This window comes from Streptomyces sp. NPDC048606 (assembly GCF_040650855.1).
In the GTDB taxonomy this organism is placed as follows: Bacteria; Actinomycetota; Actinomycetes; order Streptomycetales; family Streptomycetaceae; genus Streptomyces.
The window spans coordinates 1-19,441 of sequence record NZ_JBEZIB010000015.1 but is presented as its reverse complement, the minus strand read 5'-3'; the positions used below and the strand labels follow the sequence as shown (position 1 = coordinate 19,441).

The 19,441-nt window shown below is 73.8% G+C and carries 15 protein-coding genes; 7 read left to right on the top strand and 8 right to left on the bottom strand.

All coding sequences use genetic code 11. The features are described 5' to 3' along the window. The first annotated feature begins 159 nt into the window (after positions 1-159). Genes AB0D01_RS18120 through AB0D01_RS18110 form a run of 3 tightly spaced genes read left to right on the top strand, consistent with a single transcriptional unit; the run spans position 160 to position 3,657 of the window. Positions 160-1,434, top strand: a complete 1,275-nt coding sequence (locus AB0D01_RS18120) for a nucleotide disphospho-sugar-binding domain-containing protein (protein ID WP_363056281.1) — start codon at positions 160-162, stop codon at positions 1,432-1,434. Next, a complete protein-coding gene (locus tag AB0D01_RS18115) occupies positions 1,431-2,588 on the top strand; it encodes an acyl-CoA dehydrogenase family protein (RefSeq protein ID WP_363056279.1) in 1,158 nt (385 codons plus the stop codon). Before AB0D01_RS18120 ends, AB0D01_RS18115 begins: the two co-directional genes overlap by 4 nt. Next, positions 2,581-3,657 carry a methyltransferase gene (locus AB0D01_RS18110; protein WP_363056277.1) on the top strand — a complete coding sequence of 359 codons (1,077 nt, stop codon included), beginning with the start codon at positions 2,581-2,583 and terminating at the stop codon, positions 3,655-3,657. Before AB0D01_RS18115 ends, AB0D01_RS18110 begins: the two co-directional genes overlap by 8 nt. A gap of 60 nt (positions 3,658-3,717) precedes the next feature. On the opposite strand, the gene AB0D01_RS18105 is transcribed toward AB0D01_RS18110, so the two are convergent. Together AB0D01_RS18105 and AB0D01_RS18100 are read right to left on the bottom strand one after the other, a co-directional pair. Beyond that, positions 3,718-4,935 carry a nucleotide disphospho-sugar-binding domain-containing protein gene (locus tag AB0D01_RS18105; RefSeq protein ID WP_363056275.1) on the bottom strand — a complete coding sequence of 406 codons (1,218 nt, stop codon included), beginning with the start codon at positions 4,933-4,935 and terminating at the stop codon, positions 3,718-3,720. 170 nt (positions 4,936-5,105) lie between these two features. Further along, on the bottom strand, positions 5,106-6,086 hold the full coding sequence (locus tag AB0D01_RS18100; RefSeq protein ID WP_363056273.1) for an NAD(P)-dependent oxidoreductase: 981 nt from the start codon (positions 6,084-6,086) through the stop codon (positions 5,106-5,108). Positions 6,087-6,296: 210 nt separating this feature from the next. Between AB0D01_RS18100 and rfbC the strand changes: the two genes are divergently transcribed. Then, a complete protein-coding gene (gene rfbC / locus AB0D01_RS18095) occupies positions 6,297-6,902 on the top strand; it encodes a dTDP-4-dehydrorhamnose 3,5-epimerase (RefSeq protein ID WP_363056271.1) in 606 nt (201 codons plus the stop codon). A gap of 23 nt (positions 6,903-6,925) precedes the next feature. After that, complete coding sequence (locus AB0D01_RS18090; protein WP_363056269.1) at positions 6,926-10,183, top strand: BTAD domain-containing putative transcriptional regulator; 3,258 nt, start codon at positions 6,926-6,928, stop codon at positions 10,181-10,183. Positions 10,184-10,237: 54 nt separating this feature from the next. On the opposite strand, the gene AB0D01_RS18085 is transcribed toward AB0D01_RS18090, so the two are convergent. From AB0D01_RS18085 to AB0D01_RS18075, 3 genes are all read right to left on the bottom strand, one after another. Next, a complete protein-coding gene (locus AB0D01_RS18085; RefSeq protein WP_363056267.1) occupies positions 10,238-11,419 on the bottom strand; it encodes a nucleotide disphospho-sugar-binding domain-containing protein in 1,182 nt (393 codons plus the stop codon). Positions 11,420-11,422: 3 nt separating this feature from the next. Further along, entirely contained in the window at positions 11,423-12,586 is a 1,164-nt protein-coding gene (locus tag AB0D01_RS18080; RefSeq protein ID WP_363056264.1) for a nucleotide disphospho-sugar-binding domain-containing protein, read from the bottom strand. Positions 12,587-12,733: 147 nt separating this feature from the next. Next, positions 12,734-13,498 (bottom strand): PadR family transcriptional regulator, encoded by a 765-nt coding sequence (locus tag AB0D01_RS18075; protein WP_363056262.1) that lies wholly within the window; start codon positions 13,496-13,498, stop codon positions 12,734-12,736. A 202-nt stretch (positions 13,499-13,700) separates the two neighbouring features. Here AB0D01_RS18075 and AB0D01_RS18070 point away from each other — a divergent pair, with 202 nt between their 5' ends. Continuing rightward, complete coding sequence (locus AB0D01_RS18070; RefSeq protein WP_363056260.1) at positions 13,701-15,293, top strand: MFS transporter; 1,593 nt, start codon at positions 13,701-13,703, stop codon at positions 15,291-15,293. 128 nt (positions 15,294-15,421) lie between these two features. Here AB0D01_RS18070 and AB0D01_RS18065 read toward each other — a convergent pair whose 3' ends face one another. Beyond that, positions 15,422-16,558, bottom strand: a complete 1,137-nt coding sequence (locus AB0D01_RS18065; protein ID WP_363056258.1) for a nucleotide disphospho-sugar-binding domain-containing protein — start codon at positions 16,556-16,558, stop codon at positions 15,422-15,424. A 193-nt stretch (positions 16,559-16,751) separates the two neighbouring features. Here AB0D01_RS18065 and rfbA point away from each other — a divergent pair, with 193 nt between their 5' ends. Continuing rightward, positions 16,752-17,654, top strand: a complete 903-nt coding sequence (gene rfbA / locus AB0D01_RS18060; protein WP_363056256.1) for a glucose-1-phosphate thymidylyltransferase RfbA — start codon at positions 16,752-16,754, stop codon at positions 17,652-17,654. Here the strand turns inward: rfbA and AB0D01_RS18055 are convergent. After that, the gene (locus tag AB0D01_RS18055; protein WP_363056254.1) at positions 17,647-18,261 is read right to left on the bottom strand and encodes a response regulator transcription factor; all 615 of its coding nucleotides are present in this window, start codon (positions 18,259-18,261) and stop codon (positions 17,647-17,649) included. The two genes, rfbA and AB0D01_RS18055, sit on opposite strands and share 8 nt — an antisense overlap. A gap of 197 nt (positions 18,262-18,458) precedes the next feature. Then, the gene (locus tag AB0D01_RS18050; protein ID WP_363056251.1) at positions 18,459-19,229 is read right to left on the bottom strand and encodes an AfsR/SARP family transcriptional regulator; all 771 of its coding nucleotides are present in this window, start codon (positions 19,227-19,229) and stop codon (positions 18,459-18,461) included. Between the last annotated feature and the right edge of the window lie 212 nt (positions 19,230-19,441).

The window sequence follows — 19,441 nt, the reverse complement described above, 5'->3', positions numbered from 1 at the left end:
GTGCGCGCAGCATCGCCACCGGGGATCGAGGACGTTTCGAAGACGGGGCCCCGCCGACCGTCGGCCGGGGGCGGGCTTCGACGGCTCCTCGGCCCCGCGTCGAAGCCGCGGCCGGAACATCGCCGACGACACCGTCCGACCCCTCTCGAGGTGATGATCTTGCGAGTACTGCTCACCACGTGGGCATGGCCGTCGCACCTGTACCCGATGGTCCCGCTGGGCTGGGCCCTCCAGGCCGCCGGCCACGAGGTGCGCGTCGCCGTCGGCCCCTCCCTGGCCGACGCCGTGACCGCCACCGGACTGACCCCGGTGGTCGTCAGGGACGACGTCGACCTCGTGGGCCTGTCCACGGCGCCCGCGCTCAAGTCCTGGCACCGTCAGGAACGGTGGCCCGCCGACTGGTACGGCCGGCCCGAACGGCTCAGTGTCGACCAACGCCGGATGTACGCCGCGCTCGGGCACAAACAGACCGCCATGGCCGCCTCGATGGTCGACGGCGTGGTGGACTTCGCCCGGGATTGGCGTCCCGACCTGGTCGTGCACGACGCCGTCACCTTCGCCGGTCTGGTGGCCGGAGCGGTGCTCGGCGTACCGACCGTCGCCACCCTCTGGGGCGCCATCGCGCTCCCGCGACACCAGCGGGACCTGCTCACCGGCGAACTCGCGCCCGACTTCACGGACCTCTTCGCGCGCTTCGGCGTCCCCCCCAAACCCGGGCCCGACCTGTGGCTGGACCCCTGCCCGCCGCGGATGGGCCTGCCCTCGCCCGAACCCCGCGTCTCCCACCGCTACATCCCCTACAACGGTCCCGGCGGCGCCCCGGACTGGCTGCGCGAACCCACCGATCTGCCGCGGGTCTGCGTCACCTGGGGGATCACCTCCGGCCGCATCGGGAAGGCGGGCACACCCGACGTCCTCGACCGGGTCCTCGAAGCCGTGGACGGACTCGACGTCGAGGTCGTCCTCGCCGTCTCGACGGAGGGACGCGCGGCCCTCGGCGCCCTGCCCGAGCGGATCCGCGTCGCCGAGTCCCTCCCGCTGCACCTCTTGCTGCCGTCCTGCGCCGCCGTCGTCCACCAGGGCGGCGGCGGAACGACGATGACCGCCCTCCACGCCGGCACCCCGCAGCTGATCGTCTCGCCGCGACCCGAACAGATGATGACCGGCGACCGCCTGGAGGGCCTCGGCGCGGCCCGCCACCTCGTACGCGGAGAACTGGCCGCCGATCCCGAGGGGGCGACCGGGCGCCTGCGCGCGGCCCTGCGCGACCTCCTCGACGACGAGTCCCACGCCCGGGCCGCGGCGCTGCTGCGCGCCGACGTGCTCGACCTGCCCGACCCGGTCGCGCTCCTGCCCCACCTGGAGGCCCTCGCCGCCTCCGGCACCCCCCGTCCGCCCCAGGGCCCGCGCCCGCTTGCGAAGGTGGCGAGTTGAACACCGAAGCACCCGGCACCACGTCCGGCACCGCACCGCACACCCGGCCCGTCGACGCGCCCCGCACCACTGTCCTGGGCGCGGTCGCGGCCGAACACGCCGGACGCACCGAAGCCGCCCGCCGGCTGCCCGACCCCGTCGTCGACGCCCTGCGGGACGCCGGCTTCGCCCGTCACCTGGTGCCCACCCGCTGGGGTGGCACCGACGGCTCCCACACCGCGCTCCTGCACGCGGTCGCCGAGATCGGCGAGAGCTGCGCCTCCACCGCGTGGAACGCCGCCGTGTACGCCATCGTCGGCCGCATGGTCTCCCACCTGCCCGAGCGGGGGCTCGCGGAACTCTGGGGCGGCGCGGCCGGCGCGGACGAACTGCTCGCCGCGTCCATAGCCCCCTCCGGGCAGGTCAGTCGCACCCGGGACGGATACCGGCTCTCCGGAACCTGGCCCTTCGCCAGCGGAGTGGACCACGCGGCCTGGACCCTGCTCGGGGCCCTGACCCCGGAACGCGAGTACCGCTTCTTCCTGGTCCCCCGAGACCACTACCGGATCGGGGACACCTGGGACAACGTCGGTCTCGCCGGCACCGGCAGCCACTCCGTCACCCTCGACGACGTGGCCGTCCCCGACCACCGCACCTGTGCCCAGGCGGACCTGATGCGCGGAGCCGTCGGGGCGGGCCCGGACCGGGTCCCGTTCAAGACCGTCAACGGCCTCACCTTCGTCGCCCCCGTACTCGGCGCGGCCCGCTCCGCGCTGCGCGCCTGCGCGGAGCGCGCCGCGAACAGGACCGAGGTCACCGGAGGAGCGGCCCGCGCCAACCCCGTCGTGCAGGACGCCCTGACCCGCGCCGGCGCGCGGATCGACGCCGCGCAGCTCCTCCTGGAGCGGGCGGCGGCCGTCGCCGACGCGGGCACGCCGGACGCGACGGCCCGCGCCAGGGCGCCCCGGGACTTCGCCTACGCGGCCGAACTCCTCGCCGACGCCGTCGACCTGCTCTTCCGCACCGGCGGCGCCCGGGGCCAGCACGTGGCCGACCCGGTCCAGCGGGCCTGGCGGGACGTCCACTGCGCCGCCGGACACGCCGTCCTGCAGTTCGGATCGACCGTCGCGACCTACAGCACCCACCTCATGGACGGAGCGCACCACCATGCCTGAACCGATTCCCGCGGCCGGCGCCGTGCAGGCCCCGCTGGACCTCGTCACCCCGGACGGCCCCCTGTCCCCACGGCTGAAGCTGATGCTCCTGGCCAACGGACAGCGCTTCACCGCCGTCGTCCACACCCTGGCCGAACTCGACGTCGCCGGCCTGCTCGCCGAAGGACCGCTCCCGGTGGACGTGATCGCCGAGCGGGCGGGGTGCGACGCCGGCCGGCTCTACCGGGTGCTGCGCTTCGCGGCCCTGATCGGGCTGTTCACCGAGGTGGAGCCGGAGGTCTTCGCGCTGACCGAACTGGCCGAGGGACTGCGAGCCGACCTCCCCGACAACGTGCGCGACGCCGTGCTCCTCGACGGCTCGGAGCGCTTCAACCGGGCCTTCACAGGTCTCGCCCACAGCGTCCGCACCGGGCAGCCGGGCTTCGACCACGTCCACGGGCTGTCGTTCTGGGACCACCTGACCCGCGACAAGGAGGCCGGGGACACCTTCGACGCGGCCATGACCGGCATCAGCCGCCGACTGGGCACCCTCTACCTGGAGCGCCACGACTTCGGGAGTCCGGCGCGCATCGCCGACATCGGCGGCGGACGCGGCTGGTTCCTCGCCTCGCTCCTCGAACGCCACCCCGAGGCCACCGGCGTCCTCTTCGACCGGCCCCCCGTCGCGGCCGAGGCGCGGAGGCTGTTGGCGGAGCGGGGCGTCGCCGACCGGGCCGAGACCGTCGGCGGCGACTTCCTCACCGACGAACTCCCCACCGGATGTGACACGTACGTCCTCAAGACCGTCCTGCACGACTGGCCCGACGAGCAGGCGAGGACCATCCTGCGCCGGATCCGCACCGCCATCGGCGACGACACCGCGGCGCGCGTCCTGATCCTCGAACAGGTCGTGGCACCCCTGAACGCCTGGGACCCCGCGAAGCTCCTCGACCTCGACATGATGGTCGTGATGGGCGGCCGCGAACGCAACCTGGCCGAGTGGCACGCCCTGCTGGAGGCGTCGGGCTTCCGCCTCGTCGGCGAACCGCCGGCGGGGGAGTGGACCGTACTGGAATGCCGCCCGGTGTGACGACGCGGCGCGGCCCGGCCGCCCCGGACACCACCGGGACACGGCCGGGCCGCGCGCGGTTCAGCGGGCGTCGGCCGCCGCCCGCAGCAGCGTCAGCACCTCGGAGGGCGCCGGGAGCGCGTTCATCGCGGTGCGCACCGCCGAGGTGCGGGCCCGCCCCGGCCGGTCGAGCAGGGTGTGCAGGGCCGCCTCGATGCGCGGCACGTCGCTGCTCTCCCTCGGGTCGAGCATCACGCCCGCGCCCGCCGCGTCCACCCGCTCCGCGAACGCGGCGAGCACCGGGGCCAGCGGGAACATCAGCTGCGGCACACCGGCCGACACGGCGGTCAGGCCCGTCCCCGTACCGCCGTGGTGGACCAGGGCGTCGCAGGCCGGCAACAGCTGGGTGAACGGCACCGATTCCACCACCCGCACCCGGGGCGGCAGATCGCCCAGCAGTCCGCGGTGGGCCGCCGTCACCGCCAGCACCACGTCCACGTCCAGCGCCGTCAACACCTTCAGCGACCGCTCGAAGGCCTCCGGCATCCGCTCCGGCCGCACCTCGGCCGCCGTCACCCCCCAGGTCAGACAGACCCTGGGCCGCTCTCGGGGGGCGTGCAGCCAGTCGGGTTCCACCCCGCCGGCGCCGTTGTACGGCACGAAGCGCACGTCCGTGCGCTCCACCCGGGCCGGCCAGCGCAGCTCCGGCGGGCACGGGTCGATCCACCCGGCCGGCCCTCGCGGGGGCCTGGCCCCGAACCGCTCGAACAGGGCGCTGTAGCCCGGCAGCGGGTCACCCGTCATGTCCTCCAGCTCGTTGCGGGTGATCATCGGCGAGCCGAACATGTGGCTGAAGGCCGGGACACCCAGAACGGCCCCGACCACCGTCGCCGCGTAACAGACGGTGTCGTGGACGATCACGTCGGGACGCCAGACCCGGGCGAAGGCGAGCAGGTCGTCGACCATCGCGTCCGCCACCACGAACTGCTTCTCCGCCAGCATCCGGTACACCCCCCGCACGTCGCCGCCCAGGGTCTCCGGCGAACGCGCCCAGTCCCGGGGCCAGGGAGTGCCCTCGCCGAGCCAGGCCCCGAGGCCCTCGGTGCGCCGGGCCATCTCCTCGCGCGACACGTCCCGGCCCACCGGCACCACCGCGAGACCGGCGCCGGTCACGGCCCCGGCGTGTGACGGCGGCACCGCCACCCGGACCTCGTGCCCGGCCGCCCGGGCGGCCCAGGCGAGCGGAACCATCGGGAACAGGTGGGAGGATCCCGTCCAGGTCGCGAACAGTACGCGCATGTGCCCTCTTTCGTGTCGGTCCGGTGCGGGGCACCGGTCGGTGCGGAACTCGGTGCGGAACTCGGTGCGGAACGTCGGTCGGTGCGGAACGTCGATCGGTGTGAACCCGGTGCGGTGCGGGCGGCGCCCGCCGACGGGGAACCCACCGGTACGGGCCGGCCCGTGCGGGCTCATGCGACGGGGTCCGCCGGCTCCCGCCACAGGTCGGCCACCGCGTCCGCCAGTCGGCGTCGCGGCGCCCACCCCAACAGCTCCCGGGCCGAGCGGATGTCCACCTCCAGCCACTCGGGCCGCGCCGCGGACGGACCCGCGGGCGCCGGCGACTCGACGATCCGCGCGGGCACCCCGCTGACCCGGATCAGCAGGTCGACCAGGGCCCGTACGGACACCGCCTCCCCGCTGCCGATGTTCAGCACCCGCCCGCCGACCGAGGACCGGGCCGCCGCGGTCACCGCGTCCACCGCGTCCGCGGCGTCCACGAAGTCCCGCTCCGCGCGCAGTGGCGCCAGCCTGATCTCCGCCGTCCCGCCCCGGCCCCGCGCCAGGCGCAGTTCGTGCGCCACCCGCCCCAACAGGCTCGCGGGCGGCGACCCCGGCCCCGCGACGTTCGCCATGCGCAGCACGAGCGCGTTCAGGTCGCCGCGCCGAGCCGCGTCCAGGACCAGTTCGGTGCCGCGCAGTTTGGTGCGCCCGTACACCGTCGTGGGGAGCGTCGGAGCCGACTCGTCGACCGGCAGGCCGCGCGGGGTGGGCGCGTACTCGTTGACCGAACCCAGGTGGATCAGCCGCACGCGCGGCCGTGCCCGGCGCAGACCGTCGACCAGCCGCCGCACCAGCTCGGTGTTGGCCGTTTCCATCGCCTGCTCGGAGGCGGCCCACACCGCCCCGGCGGCGTTGACCACCAGCGTCGGACGGCCGTCCGTCAGGGTCCGGGCCAACGCGGCGGGTTGCGCCGCGCACAGGTCGAGCGCGAGGGGGCGCACCCCCGGACCGGCGGGCTCGGCCCGCCGCGACACGGAGACCACCTCGCGGCCCTCCGCGACGAACGCGGCACACACGTGCCGTCCGACGAACCCGGTCCCGCCCAGTACGACCACCCTGGTGGATCCGCCGTCGGGGATGACGTACTTCTCTTCGGCGCTGCCGAACATGGGACCTCCGCACCCGCTGTCAGTACGCCGCCGCCCGCCCGCCGAGCGGCGGCCGGCGGCGGCACGGCCGACATGGTTCAGCCCCCGCTTCAAGCCTCCGTCCACGCTCGGTGGTAGGCCCTCGCACCGCCCTGCCCGCGCCGCGCACGGCCGCGCGCCCCACGCCCCCTGGAACGAGAATCGAAGCGTGCGCCCTACGGTGCGCGCACTATGGACGTCTCAGAACTTGCGGTGCCGCGCGCCTGGCGGCTCACCCCGGACCAGCACTCCGACCCCCGTGGGACCTTCTTCGAGCTGCACCGGCACAGCCAGGTGATCGAGGCGACCGGCCGCCCCTTCCAGGTGGCGCAGGTGAACTTCTCCAGCTCGCGGCGCGGGACCCTGCGCGGCATCCACGGCACCCTCACCCCGCCGGGCCAGGCGAAGGTGGTCACCTGCGTGCGCGGCGCCGTGCTCGACGTGGTCGTCGACACGCGCCTCGGGTCCCCGACCTTCGGCCGGTACGACACGACGCGCCTGGACGCCGAGTCGGGCACCGCCGTCTACCTCTCCGAAGGCCTCGGACACGGCTTCCTCGCCCTGACCGACGACGCGACCGTCTGCTACCTGTGCACCTCCGAGTTCGTCCCCGGCAGCCAGGTCGACATCAACGCCCTCGACCCGGCCCTCGGCATCGACTGGGGACTCACCGGCACGCCCCTGATGTCCGAGAAGGACGCCGCCGCCATGACCCTCGCCGAGGCCGCCGCGGCCGGGCTGCTCCCCTCGTACGAGGAATGCCTGGCCATGGAGGAGCGACTGCGCGCCGCCGGGTGAACGCCCGGCACAATGGACGGGTGGTGAGTGCCGTACGCGTCGACATACTGGGTGAGCTCGAAGTCCGCACCGAGGACGACACCCCCGTCGCCGTACCCGGGAGCCGGCTGCGCGCGCTCGTCGCCCTCCTCGCGCTGGCCGGAGGCCGGCCCGTTCCCAGCGAGCGGATCGTCGAGGAGCTGTGGGACGAGGACGAACGCCCCGCCGGGGCCGTCAACGCCCTCCAGGTGCTCGTCTCCCGCCTGCGCCGCACCCTGCCCCCGGGCCTCGTCGAATCAAGGCCGCGCGCCTACCGCCTCGCCCTGGAACCGGAATCCGTGGACGCCGTCCGCTTCGAGGGGCTCGTGACCCGCGGCCGCGCCCTGGCCGGCACCGACGACGCCGCCGCCGCCGACGCTCTGCGTGCCGCCCTCGCCCTGTGGCGCGGGCCCGCCCTCGCGGACCTCGATGACGCCGGGTTCGTGCGCGCGCAACGCGACCGCCTGGAAGAACTGCGGCTCGCCGCCGTGGAGGACCGCGTCGGGGCCGACCTCGCCCTGGGCGGCGGGGCCGACCTCGTCCCCGAGCTGGAGGCGCTCGTCGCCGCGCACCCGCTGCGCGAACGACCGCGAGCCCAACTGGTGCGCGCCCTGTCCGCCGCCGGCCGCCGGGCCGACGCCCTCGCCGCCTACGAGGACGCCCGCCGCCGCCTCGCACACGAGCTCGGCGTCGACCCCGGGCCCGAACTGGCCCGTGCCCAGATGGCCGTCCTGCGCGGAGAGGCCGCACCACGACCGGCCCGCGGGCCGGCCGGTACCGCGCCCCGCCCACGGACCAACGTGCGGGCCCAGCTCACCCACTTCGTCGGACGCGAGCGGGAGGTGGCCGAGGTCGAACGGCTGCTGGAGGAGGCACGCCTTGTGACCCTCGTCGGCCCGGGGGGCGCCGGCAAGACCCGGCTCGCCTCGGAGTGCGGCGCCCGCCTGGTCGACGCCCTGCCCGACGGCGTGTGGATGGTCGAGCTCGCCTCCGTCACCGACCCCGCCGACGTACCCCGGGCCCTGGTCTCCGTGCTGGGCCTGCGCGCCGACGGCCTGATCGCGCAGGCCGCCAACACCCCCGGCCCCCGGGAACGACTGACCCGGGCCCTGCGCGACAAGCGGCTCCTGCTCGTCATCGACAACTGCGAGCAGGTCGTCGACGCGGCCGCCGCGCTCGTCGACCACCTGCTCGCCCACTGCCCACAGCTGCGGGTCCTCGCGACCAGCCGGGAACCCCTCGGCATCACCGGCGAGCGGCTGATCCACGTCGATCCGCTGCCCGTACCGGAGGCGGTGACCCCCGCCGAACTCGCCCTCCGCAGTCCCGTCGTACGCCTCTTCAGCGAAAGGGCCACGGCCGCCCGGCCCTCCTTCCGCGTCACCCCCGGGAACGTGGCCGTCGTCCTGGACATCTGCCGCGCCCTCGACGGCCTGCCCCTGGCCATCGAACTCGCCGCGACCCGGCTGCGCTCCATGTCCCCCGAACAGGTCCGCGCGCGGCTCGACGACCGCTTCGCCCTGCTCACCGCCGGCAGCCGCACCGCGCTGCCGCGCCAACAGACCCTGCACGCCGTCGTCGACTGGAGCTGGGAGCTCCTCAGCGCCGACGAACGCGAACTCGCCGTCCGATTCTGCGTGTTCCGCAGCGGCGCCTTCCTCGACGCGGTCGAGCGCGTCACCGCCGGCGCCACCGGATCCGAGGACGGGCCGTTGCGCCGCGAGGAGGTCCTCGGGCTGCTCTCGGGACTCGTCGACAAGTCCTTCCTCACCGTCACGGAAAGCGACGGGGAGTCCCGCTACCACATGCTCCAGACGGTACGCGCCTTCGCGCTGGCCAAACTGGACGCGGGCGGCGGGGGCGAACACCCGCGGCGCCGGCACGCCCGGTACTTCCTGGACCTCGCCGAACGCGCCGAACCCCGGCTGCGCCGCCACGACCAGCTCACCTGGCTGAGGCGACTGACCCTGGAGCACGACGAGTTCACGGCCGCGCTCGCCTGGGCCACCGAACACGGCGAGAGCGCGATCGCGGCCCGGCTGGTCGCCGCCCTGGGCTGGTACTGGTTCCTGCGGGGCTTCCGCCAGGAGGCCGCCCAGTGGGCCGAACGCGCCCTGTCCCTCGACCAGAAGCCCGTACCGCCCGCCGCGCGGGCCCTCGCCCTGGTCACGGCCCTGCCCCGACTCGTCGGCGAGGGATCGGACCCCGAGGGCTACCGGGCGCGGATCGCCGAGGTCAGGGCGCTGCTCGACGGGATGGAGCGCGACGGTGAACCGTTCTCCCACCCGGCGCTCGGCCTGTTCGAACCCATCGCGAACATGCTCAGCGGCGACGGCTTCCTGCTGGAGTCGATCCGCCGCCGCTCCCGCGACGCCGACCCCTGGGTGCGCGGCCTCGCCCACCTGCACCGGGGCCAGATCGAGACGACCCTCGGCGAGACGCGCAGGGGAGCGGCGGACTACGACCTCGCGGCGGAGCTCTTCCGGGGCATCGGCGAACGCTGGGGCACCGCGCAGGTGCTCGTCGCCGGCGCGGAGGCGCAGAGTTCGCGCGGGGAACGACGAGCGGCCATCGGGGCGCTCGAAGAGGCCCTGCGGCTCATCGACGAACTCGGCGACCGGGAGGACCAGCCCCTGCTCAGGGTGCGGCTGGCCACCGAGCGGGCCTACGACGGGGACCTGGCGCGGGCCCAGGACGAGCTGCGCGCCGCCCTCGAACTCGCCGACGAACTGGGTGCGCGCGATCAGCGCGTGCCGGCTCTCCAGGCCATGGGCGACGTCGCGCGCTGGGCCGGAGCCACCGACCGGGCCCGCGGGTGGCTGGAGCGGGCACGCGGCGAATTCGAGGCCACGGGGCAGGGCATCGACCAGGTGCACGCCCTGCTGCTGGCCTCCCTCGGCTCGGTCGAGCTCGCCGACGGACACCCCGACACGGCCCGCGAACGGTTCGTCGAGGCGGTCGGGCAACTGCCGCCCACCCCCGAGCCCGGCATCGTCGCCCGACTTCTCGAACTCCTCGCCGACATGGAGGCCGCCGGGGGGCGCCCGCTGCGTGCGGCCCGTTTCCTGGGCGCGGCGGACGCCCTGCGCGGCACCCCGCACGACGCGGCATCCGGTCCGGACTCGGCCCGCGTCGCAGCGGCCGTCCGGGCCGCGCTGCCGCGTGAGGAGCGCCTCGCCGCGTACCGCAGGGGAACCGGTACGGGTCACCGCGCCGCCGTCGCGCTGCTGCGGGCCGAGACGACCGGGCGCCCCGCACCCTGACGGGCACGGGGCGCGGGGCGTCGGGAGCGGGCGGTCCGCCGGTCGGCGCCGGCGCTACGCGGCCCGCGCCCCGGTGAGGGCGAGCGACTCCAGCCGGGGGACCAGGTCCGCCGGGGTGGGTTGGCTCGCCATCGCGGCACGCAGGGCTTCGGCGCGCTCGCACGGGCGCGGGTCTTGCAGCACGGTCCGCAGACCCTCGGCGATCGCCCCCGCGTCGCCCTGTTCGGCAGCGGGGACCTGCACCCCGGCCCCGACGGCCGCCACCCGCTCGGCGCACATCGACAGCGCCGGGTTGAACTGGGGGAGCACCAGCTGCGGCAGCCCGTGGCCGATCGCGGTCAGCGCCGTCCCCGAACCCCCGTGGTGCACGACGGCGGCGCAGGTGTCGAGGAACAGGCCCAACGGCGCGGGCTCGACCACCCGTACGAAGTCGGGCGGTGCGTCGATCGTCCCGCGCAGCTTCGCGTCGAGGGGGACGAGGAGTTCGACGCCGTCGCGGTCCGAGAGCGCCGCCACGAGCGAACGCAGCAGGCCCTCGCCGCCGAGGTCACCCGGCACGCTTCCGAGCGAGACGCACACCCGCCGCCGCCCCCCGGAGCCCTCGCGGGCCCACGCCGGCACCGAGCCCGATCCGTTGAAGGGGACGTGCCGTACGGGCAGCGCCGGCGAGGCGGAGGGGAACTGCAGGCCCGGGGGGCACGGATCGAGGACCAGCGCCGGCTCGGGCAGCCCCGACGGCGCGTCGACGCGGGCGCACACCCCGGCGAGGGCCTCGCGTACGTGCGCGGCGGACTCCGTCGAAAGGGTCTCGGGGCCGAAGCGGTGCACGACGACGGGGACGTCGAGGACACCGCCCAACACCCGGGCCCCGAACTCCAGGGGGTCGGCCACGATCAGATCGGGCCGCCACCACCGCCCCAGCGCGATCAGGTCGTCGATGACGGCGTCGACCCGCTCGCGCCACCGGGCGGCGAGTTGCTCCCACGTCGGGCGCCAGGTCCCGCCGGGCGCCGCCGCCTGCTGCCGCGCCACCTGCGCCATCCGGCGGCGCCGGTCGGCCTCGAAGGCCTCGGTGCCGACGCGGGCGGTGACCAATCCGGCCGCCTCGGCGTGCGGCACCAGGTCCGGTGCCCCGGCCAGCAGCACCTCGTGACCGGCCGCGCGCAGGGCGCCCGCGAGCGGGACCATCGGCAGCAGGTGGCTGGGCACGGAGATGGAGGTGAACAGGACCCGCACGGCTCAGCCCACCAGCTCTTCGAGTACGGGGACCAGCTGCGCGGGCGTCGGCGTGCCGGCCATCTCCGCGCGCAGCCGGGCCGCCCCCTCGGCGAGGGCCGGGTCGTCGAGGACGGCGCGCAGCGCGTCGCGGACCCGCGCCGGGTCGTTCTGCGTGTCGGCCTCGTCCAGCTTGCGGCCCGCGCCGACGGCCTCGACGCGGTCGGCGACGACGAAGGTGTCGGTGATGCCGGGCAGGACGAGCTGCGGCAGCCCGAAAGCGGCGGTGGTGAGGGTGGATCCGGCACCGCCGTGGTGGACGACGGCGTCGCAGGTGTCGAGGAACAGGTTGAGCGGGGCCGGCTCGACGACCCGGACGTTTGCCGCCACGGGGCCCAGCTCGGCGTGGAACTCGGGCTCCAGGGTCAGGACCGTTTCCACGTCCTCCAGCGCGCCCGCGGCCTCGGCGACCGTGCGGATGAGCGGGAGCCCGTTGAGCGCGGCGGTGAGCCGGCCGAAGGTCACGCACACCCGGCGCCTGCCCCGGGGCTTGTCGTCGACCCAGTCCGGCAACGATCCGGAGCCGTTGAACGGCACGTAGCGCATGCTCCGGCTCGGCGGCGCCTCCGGCACCTGGAGGCTCGGCGGGCAGGGGTCCAGGACGAGCGCCGGCTCGGGCAGTCCGTCGAGGCCGAGCCGGCCGAGCATGGTGCCCATGGTGCGGCGGGCCATCTCCTGGCCGGGGAAGCCCGCGGGGTCCACGCCCCACCGGCGGTTGACCGTCGGGATGCCGAGCATGCCGCCGACGATCAGGGAGCTGAACTCCAGGGGGTCGGCGACGATCAGGTCGGGCTTCCACTCGCGGGCGAGGGCGAGGTACTGGGAGACCATGTAGCGGCAGTGGATGAGCCAGATCTTGTTGACGGCCTCCCAGTGGCCGTCCTTGACCCGGGTGTGGCCCACCTCGATGGGTCGCTTGCCGTCGGGCAGCCCGGAGGTCAGGGGTTCCAGGGCGTCGAAGTACTCGCCCACCACGGCTGTGTTGAGGCCCGCGCCGTGGGCCGTGCCGATGATGTCCGGCTGCCCGGCGACCAGCACCTCGTGTCCCGCCGCCCGCAGCGCCCATCCCAAGGGTATGGAAGGGGCGAAGTGGGTGGACACCGGGGTACTCATGAACAGCACGCGCATCGAGGCTCTCCCTGACCGACTGACGTGGGGCGTTGGCGGCGCCCATGGTGGGCGGGGCCCGTCCAGAGCGCTTCGGAACGCGTTGGAGGCGGACCGCCCGCGCGGTCCGCCCCCGATCACGTCAGTGCCGGCTCCGCCACGGCGTCGTCACCCGCGGCTGTGGTCCGGCTCCTCGGCGAGCATCCGGTACAGGGAGCGGCGCGCGTCCGACAGCACCCGGCGGGTGCCGGCGTAGCGCTCGTCGTCGGCGTCGTGCAGGGCGAGCCGTACGGCGGCCACCACCTGCTCGCACAGGACGTCGATCTCCTGCGCGCGCGGGTCGACGGCCGATGCCACGCCCTGCCACAGGGCCTCGGCCTCCGTCCGGTGTTCGGCCGCGTGCGCCCGGCCGGCGTCGGTGAGCCGGTAGCCCTTGCGGGCGCCGTCCTCGACCTGTTCGACCAGTGCCTCCGCCTCCAGCGCCCGCAGGGCGGGGTAGACGGCGCCGGCGCTGGGCTGCCACACGCCGGAGCTGCGTTCGGCGATGAGCTGGACGATCCGGTATCCGCCCAGTCGGTCCGTCTCGGACAGCAGGGACAGGGCCGCCGTCCGGATGTCCCCGCGACCGGGCCGGTGGCCCTGCGCCGTCACCTCCGCGGGGGGCCGGGAGGCGGGGAGGGCCGTGGACGCCCCCGGCCGTGCGGCGGCGGGCGCGAACCCCGGCTCACCCGGTGCGGTGAAGGGGGCCAGAGCGGCTTCGCCCGGCGCGGTGAAGGGGGCCCGGGCCGGTTCGCCCTGGGCGGCGAAGGGGGTGAGGGCCGCTTCGCCCGGCGCGGTCGCGGGGGCCAGTGCCGCTTCCGCCCGGGGGATAACCGGCGGGACGGCGCGTACGGAGAACGGCTCGACGGTGGGCGGGATCTCTGCTTCGGACATGGGGTCTCCATCCCTTGAGTTCTGTAGAACTTCTATAGAACAAAGCTCGTGATGATCACGCTATAACCAGAACTTCCGGAGAACAAGGCGACGTTCTGCGGGCTCAGGTCGCTGACAGGTCGCGCTCAGCACCACCGCTCAACGTGACTCCGTACGAGCGGCCCCACCGGTGCCGCGACCACCGGACAGGAGTCACACGGAAATGAGCGAAGCGACCGCCACCGCGGCGAAGCCCGCGCCCGAGGGGCCGAAACCCATGTCGCCGAACATGATCAAGTGGATCTCGGTGAGCGCCCTGGGCACCCTGCTGCTCGCCAGCCTCGACCAGACCATCGTCGGCAGCGCCGCGTGGACCATCGCCAGGGACCTCGCCCCCCGCGACGGACTCGGCCTGCTGCCCTGGCTCTTCACGGTCTACCTGCTGGCGTCCACCGCCACCCAGCCGCTGTACGGCAAGCTCAGCGACATCTTCGGCCCCAAGAAGGTCTTCCTCGCCGCCATCAGCCTGTTCCTGGTCGGCTCGATGCTCTGCGGCACGGCCGGCAGCATGCCCGAGCTCATCGCCTACCGCACCCTCCAGGGCCTCGGTGCCGGCGGCCTCGTCGGCGTCACCCTGGTGATCGTCGCGATGATCTCACCGCCCAAGGACCGGGCCCGGCGCTCCGGGCTCGGCGGTGCCATCATCGGAGGCGGCAGCGTCGCCGGCCCGCTCCTCGGCGGCGTCGTCAGCGAACACCTCGGCTGGCGCTGGCTGTTCTTCATCAACGTCCCCCTCGGCATCGCCGCCCTCGCGATCATGCTGTACGCGCTGCGCCTGCCCGTCGGAACCCGCCGCCGCGAACCCGTCGACATCCTCGGCGCGGTCCTGATCGCCGCCGGCGCGAGCCTGGTCCTGCTGGTCACCGACTGGGGCGGCACGCGCTACGAGTGGACCTCCCCGGTGATCCTCGCGATGGGCGCGAGCGCGGTCCTCGTCATCGCCTTCTTCATCCGGTGGGAGCTGCGGGTGACCGCCCCCATCCTGCCCCTGACGCTGTTCCGCAACCCGGTGTACCGCACGGTCACCCCGCTCCAGATCGTCACCGGCCTCGCGGTCATGTCGGCGCCCGTCTACCTGGCCACGTACATGCAGATCGCGCGGTCCCAGACCCCCACCAGCTCCGCCCTGTTCACCGTCCCCCTCGCCGCCGGACTGGTGCTGTTCTCCACCTCCGGGGGCCTGTGGATCTCGCGCTCCGGCCGCTTCCGGATGGTCCTGATCCTCGGCAACCTGCTGTGCACCGCCGCCCTGGTCCTGCTGGGACTGCTCGGCGCGGACACACCCCCGTGGGTGATCGCCGTAGACCTCTTCGTCCTGGGCTCGGGGCTCGGCGGCCTGATGCAGGTCTCGGTCCTGGCCGTGCAGAACGCCGTCGCCCCCCACCAACTGGGCGTGGCCACGACCTCCGTCCGCTTCCTCGGCCGCATGGGCCAGGCCCTGGGCACCGCCCTGCTCGGCGTCCTGCTCAACGCGTCCTTCGAGTCCGGGCTGCCGCCGGAGGTCCGGGCGCAGATCGACGGCAACGTGGCCAACCTCGGCTCCGTCGAACACCTGCCGGCCGCGGTGCGCGAGAGCGTCGTCGACGCCTTCGTCTCCGCCAACCACGTCCTCTACCTCACCGCCGCGGCCGTCTCGCTGGTCGCGGTCGCGCTGTCCTTCCTCGTCAAGGAGAACATGGACAGCGCCCAGCCCGGCTGGGTCGAGACCGCCCCCGCCGGGGCGCCGCCCTCGGAGGGCACCCCGGGGCGGGAATAGCGGCCCCACCGGGCCCCACAGACCGCGGTCCGGCACCGGCAACCCCCGAACGGTGTCGTCCCGCATCCCAGGCCGGGCGGAGCGCGCCCCGTGCGAGAGCACGGGCCGCTCCGCCCGGCCGTCCGCGTTCATCGGCCCCGGCCGTGCCCCGCCAGTTCCTCCAGGGGCGCCACCCAGCCGGCCGGCGCGGTCATCGTGGCCATCTCCGCCGCCAGTTCCCGCGCCGCCCGCGCGGCCGACGCCGAAGCCGAGAGCCGCCGGGCCGCCTCCCGGATCCCCGCCACGTCCTGGTCCGCGCCCGTCAGCACCGTGCCCGCCCCGCGGGCAGCCAGTCGTTCGCCGTGCTCCACCAGGTACGGAGCCTGCGGCAACACCAACTGGGGCAGCCCGAACGAGGCCGCCGTGAGCGCCGTGCCGCCACCGCCGTGGTGCACCACCATCCGGCAGCGCCCGAGGATCAGGTTCAACGGCACCTCCTCCAGCAGCTCCACGTCCGCCGGCAACTCCCCGAGCAACGCCCGCGTCCCGCCTGCCGCGGCCACCACGACCGGCCCGGCGCCGTCGAGCGCCCACAGCGCCCGCCGGAGCGGATCGGCCCCGTCGAGGGCCACCGTCCGGGTGCCGAAGGTGACGCAGACGGGCGCGCCGCGATCCGGCCCCCGCCGGGGCAGCCCGCCGCTCCCGTTGTACGCGCCGAAACGGATCCCACCGCCGGCGCTCAGCCCCGGCTCCTGGAGGCGGGGCGGACACGGGTCGAGGACCAGGGCCGGCCCCGGAAGCCGCCCGAGCCCCCGCTCCGCCGCCTGGTACGACAGCGCGTGCGCCGCCTGCCGCCACCGCTCGTCGCCGAACCGGTCCACCCCCCAACGATGGTGGACGTAGGGGACCTGCGACTCGGCGGCGACGAACGGCGCCGCGAACTCCAGCGGATCCGCCACGATCAGGTCCGGACGCCACCGCTTCGCCACGGCCGCGGCGGGCCCCAGCACCCGCGCCGTCCTACGGCGCCACCCGGCCCCCAGCCTCGCCCAGGGCGGGCCGTCGTCACCGGCCGTCGGCAGCGGCCCGGGCCCCGGCGGATCCGCCGGGGCCTCCCGCGTCGCCACCACGACCGCGACGGACAGGCCGGCCCGCCGGGCGGTCGCCTCCACCTCGGGCCCGCCGGCCACGAGCACCTCGTGGCCCGCCGCGAGCAGCGCCCAGGCGAGCGGCACGACGGGCGTCAGATGGGTCGGAACGGGGCTGGTCATGACGAGTACGCGCATGGGTTCTCCTGTCGCCGCGCGTCGAAGGGGGGAAGGGGCACACCCTCGCAACGGACCTTCGACGACGGCTCGAACCGGCCGCCGCGGGCTGGATCGGGGCACCACAACGCCGCGAAACCCCGGTGGTGTGCTCGGATCCGGGCCGCCCACCTTCCGGGAACGGGCCCCAGGCCACGGACGGAGAACACAGGACGTGAAAGGGATCGTGCTCGCGGGAGGCAGCGGCACCCGCCTCCACCCCACGACGCTCGCGGTGTCCAAGCAGCTCATGCCGATCTACGACAAACCGACGGTGTACTACCCGATCTCGGTGCTCATGCTCTCCGGCATCACCGACATCCTCATCATCTCCTCGCCCGCCGACCTGCCGCAGTTCCGCAGACTGCTCGGCGACGGAGCCGAGTTGGGCGTGCGCTTCACCTACGCCGAACAGCCGGAGCCCAAGGGTCTCGCCGAGGCCTTCCTCATCGGTGCCGACCACATCGGCGACGACTCGGTGGCCCTCGTCCTCGGCGACAACGTCTTCCACGGCCCCGGCCTCTCGCCGCTGCTGCAGAAGAACGCCCGTGACGTCGACGGCTGCGTCCTGTTCGGCTATCAGGTCAGCGACCCCGAGCGCTACGGAGTCGGCGAGGTCGACGGCAGCGGCCGGCTGCTCTCCATAGAGGAGAAGCCGGTGACGCCCCGGTCGAACCGGGCCGTCACCGGCCTGTACTTCTACAGCAACGACGTGGTCGACGTCGCCGCGAACGTCCGCCCGTCGCCGCGGGGCGAGCTGGAGATCACCGATGTGAACCTCGCCTACCTGGCCGAGGGCCGCGCCCGCCTCGTCGACCTGCGCCGCGGCTACACCTGGCTGGACACCGGCACGCCGCAGGCGCTGCTGGCCGCGAGCCAGTTCGTCGGGATCATGGAGAGCCGACAGCGCGTCAGGATCGCCTGCCTGGAGGAGATCGCCCTGCGCATGGGCTTCATCGACGCGGACGCGTGCCACCGACTCGGGGCGCGCCTGGCCAATTCGGACTACGGGCGCTACGTGATGGAGGTGGCCCGCGCCTGGGCTCCGGCCCCCGTCGTCGCCGGGGCGGTCAGTTGATCATGATCAGGCAGAGGGCGACGGCCTTGTTGACCGCGTCCAGCCGGGACACCGCCTGCAGTTTCACGAAGACGTTGTGCAGGTGCCGTTTCACCGTTCCTTCAGAGATGCTGAGCTGACGGCCGATCTGGGCGTTGGTCATCGCCTTGCCGACCAGTTCGACGACTTCCCGCTCCCGGGTGGACAGCACATTGGTCGGTGGTCTGTGTGCCTTGTCCCCCCGGGGTTGGAGGAAGGCCATGCGACTTTCCCCGTGCCCGCTGACGTCGAAGCGGCTCATGTAGATGGCCGAGAGAAGGTAGCGGTGCGGTGCGTCCTTGGGGAGGTACGCCCGCACCCCCAAGGCCATCAGCCGCTGGAGTAATCCGCCGTCCACCGACCAGGCGAGGACGATGGTGTCCGCGTGCGGTGCGGCCCGGACGATGCCGGCGACGTGGTCCACGTGGTCCGCGGTGACGTGGTCGAGCCCCAACAGGACGACATCCGGCCGCGCCGCGATGACCCTCTCCAGGAGATCGTCCGTCCCGCTCGGGCTGTGGCCGACCACCGAAAGCCCCTCGTCGCGGTCGACGATCGTGCGCAGGCCCTCACGGAAAATCGTGTTCACATCGGCGATGAATACACTGATCGGCTTTATTCCGACCATTGGTCGATCGAGATCGCCTCTCGATTTCATCTACCGTCTCCCCCGTGTAGATGTAGGCTGAATCAGCCTTCGACGCTAGCATCAAGATCGACGGCAGGCAACCGGGGGGTACGGGGCCCTGGCAAAGGGCTACTAAAGGGTTTCCCTTCGTTTGGTTTTCAGGCCGAAACGGGCAGCGTGACCGGGGCCACGTCCTCCCGTACGGGATCCGTCAACAGGTATTGCTCCAGTCGCTGGAGGGGGAGCGAAGGTCGCAGCCCCAGCTCGTCGTCGAGCACGCGCCGAAGTGCCTGGTAGGCCTGGAGTGCTTCTCCGCGGCGCCCGGAATATCTCAGGCACGTAATGAGTTGGGCGTGCAGCCATTCGTTGAGCGGGTGCGTCGCGACGAGCGAGCGCAGCTCGGGCACGAGCTCCCGGTACCGGCGCAGCCGCAGGTCCGCCTCGACGCGCAGCTGAAGCGCCCCCAGCCGGCTCTCCTCCAGCTGTACGACATGCGCTTCAAGGATCCTACCTGCGTTGACGTCTGCCAGAGCGGGTCCGCGCCACAGCGCCAGAGCCTCCCTCAGCCGCCGCGAGGCCTCCTCCGCGCGCCCCGCGGCCAGCAGCCTCTTGCCTTCGGCCGCCCGCTGTTCGAAAAGCTGGACGTCGATCTCCAGGGCGTCGACGCGCAGGCTGTATCCGGGAGCCTTGGTGACGAGCATTTTCCCGGCGGCTTCGCTTCCGACCGCCGTCTGGAACATCTTCCGCAATTGGTAGATGTAAGTCTGTGCGGTGGTGACCGCACTCCGCGGCGGGTGATCGATCCACAATTCGTCGATCAATGCCGGAATTTCCACCACTTGATTGGCTCGCGAAAGAAGCAAAGCCAGGGTGTTTCGAGCCTTGGGTGCGGTCGGTGTGTGGTGTCCGTCTTCGTGCAGGACTTCCATCGGGCCAAGGATATTGAACCGCATTTTCCTGATGTCCTTTCCGGGAGGGACGGCGCATTTTCCGGCCTCTTGCCGGACCCCCGAGCCGATCCACTCCGTCGTGCAATGCCAAAACCCTAAGGGCTGTCCCGTAAACGAGCTCTGTGAGCGGGACTCGGTTCAGGCATGTAGCTTCGTCGTCGGAGGTTTCGCTCGTGCTGTTCAGGCCCGGG

Bases quoted from the DNA above. Each gene is read 5' to 3' on its own strand.
- AB0D01_RS18110 (WP_363056277.1), top strand. From the start codon at position 2,581: ATGCCTGAACCGATTCCCGCGGCCGGCGCCGTGCAGGCCCCGCTGGAC.
- AB0D01_RS18105 (WP_363056275.1), bottom strand. From the start codon at position 4,935: ATGCGCGTACTGTTCGCGACCTGGACGGGATCCTCCCACCTGTTCCCG.
- AB0D01_RS18100 (WP_363056273.1), bottom strand. From the start codon at position 6,086: ATGTTCGGCAGCGCCGAAGAGAAGTACGTCATCCCCGACGGCGGATCC.
- rfbC (WP_363056271.1), top strand. From the start codon at position 6,297: ATGGACGTCTCAGAACTTGCGGTGCCGCGCGCCTGGCGGCTCACCCCG.
- AB0D01_RS18080 (WP_363056264.1), bottom strand. From the start codon at position 12,586: ATGCGCGTGCTGTTCATGAGTACCCCGGTGTCCACCCACTTCGCCCCT.
- AB0D01_RS18075 (WP_363056262.1), bottom strand. From the start codon at position 13,498: ATGTCCGAAGCAGAGATCCCGCCCACCGTCGAGCCGTTCTCCGTACGC.
- AB0D01_RS18070 (WP_363056260.1), top strand. From the start codon at position 13,701: ATGAGCGAAGCGACCGCCACCGCGGCGAAGCCCGCGCCCGAGGGGCCG.
- AB0D01_RS18065 (WP_363056258.1), bottom strand. From the start codon at position 16,558: ATGCGCGTACTCGTCATGACCAGCCCCGTTCCGACCCATCTGACGCCC.
- AB0D01_RS18050 (WP_363056251.1), bottom strand. From the start codon at position 19,229: ATGGAAGTCCTGCACGAAGACGGACACCACACACCGACCGCACCCAAG.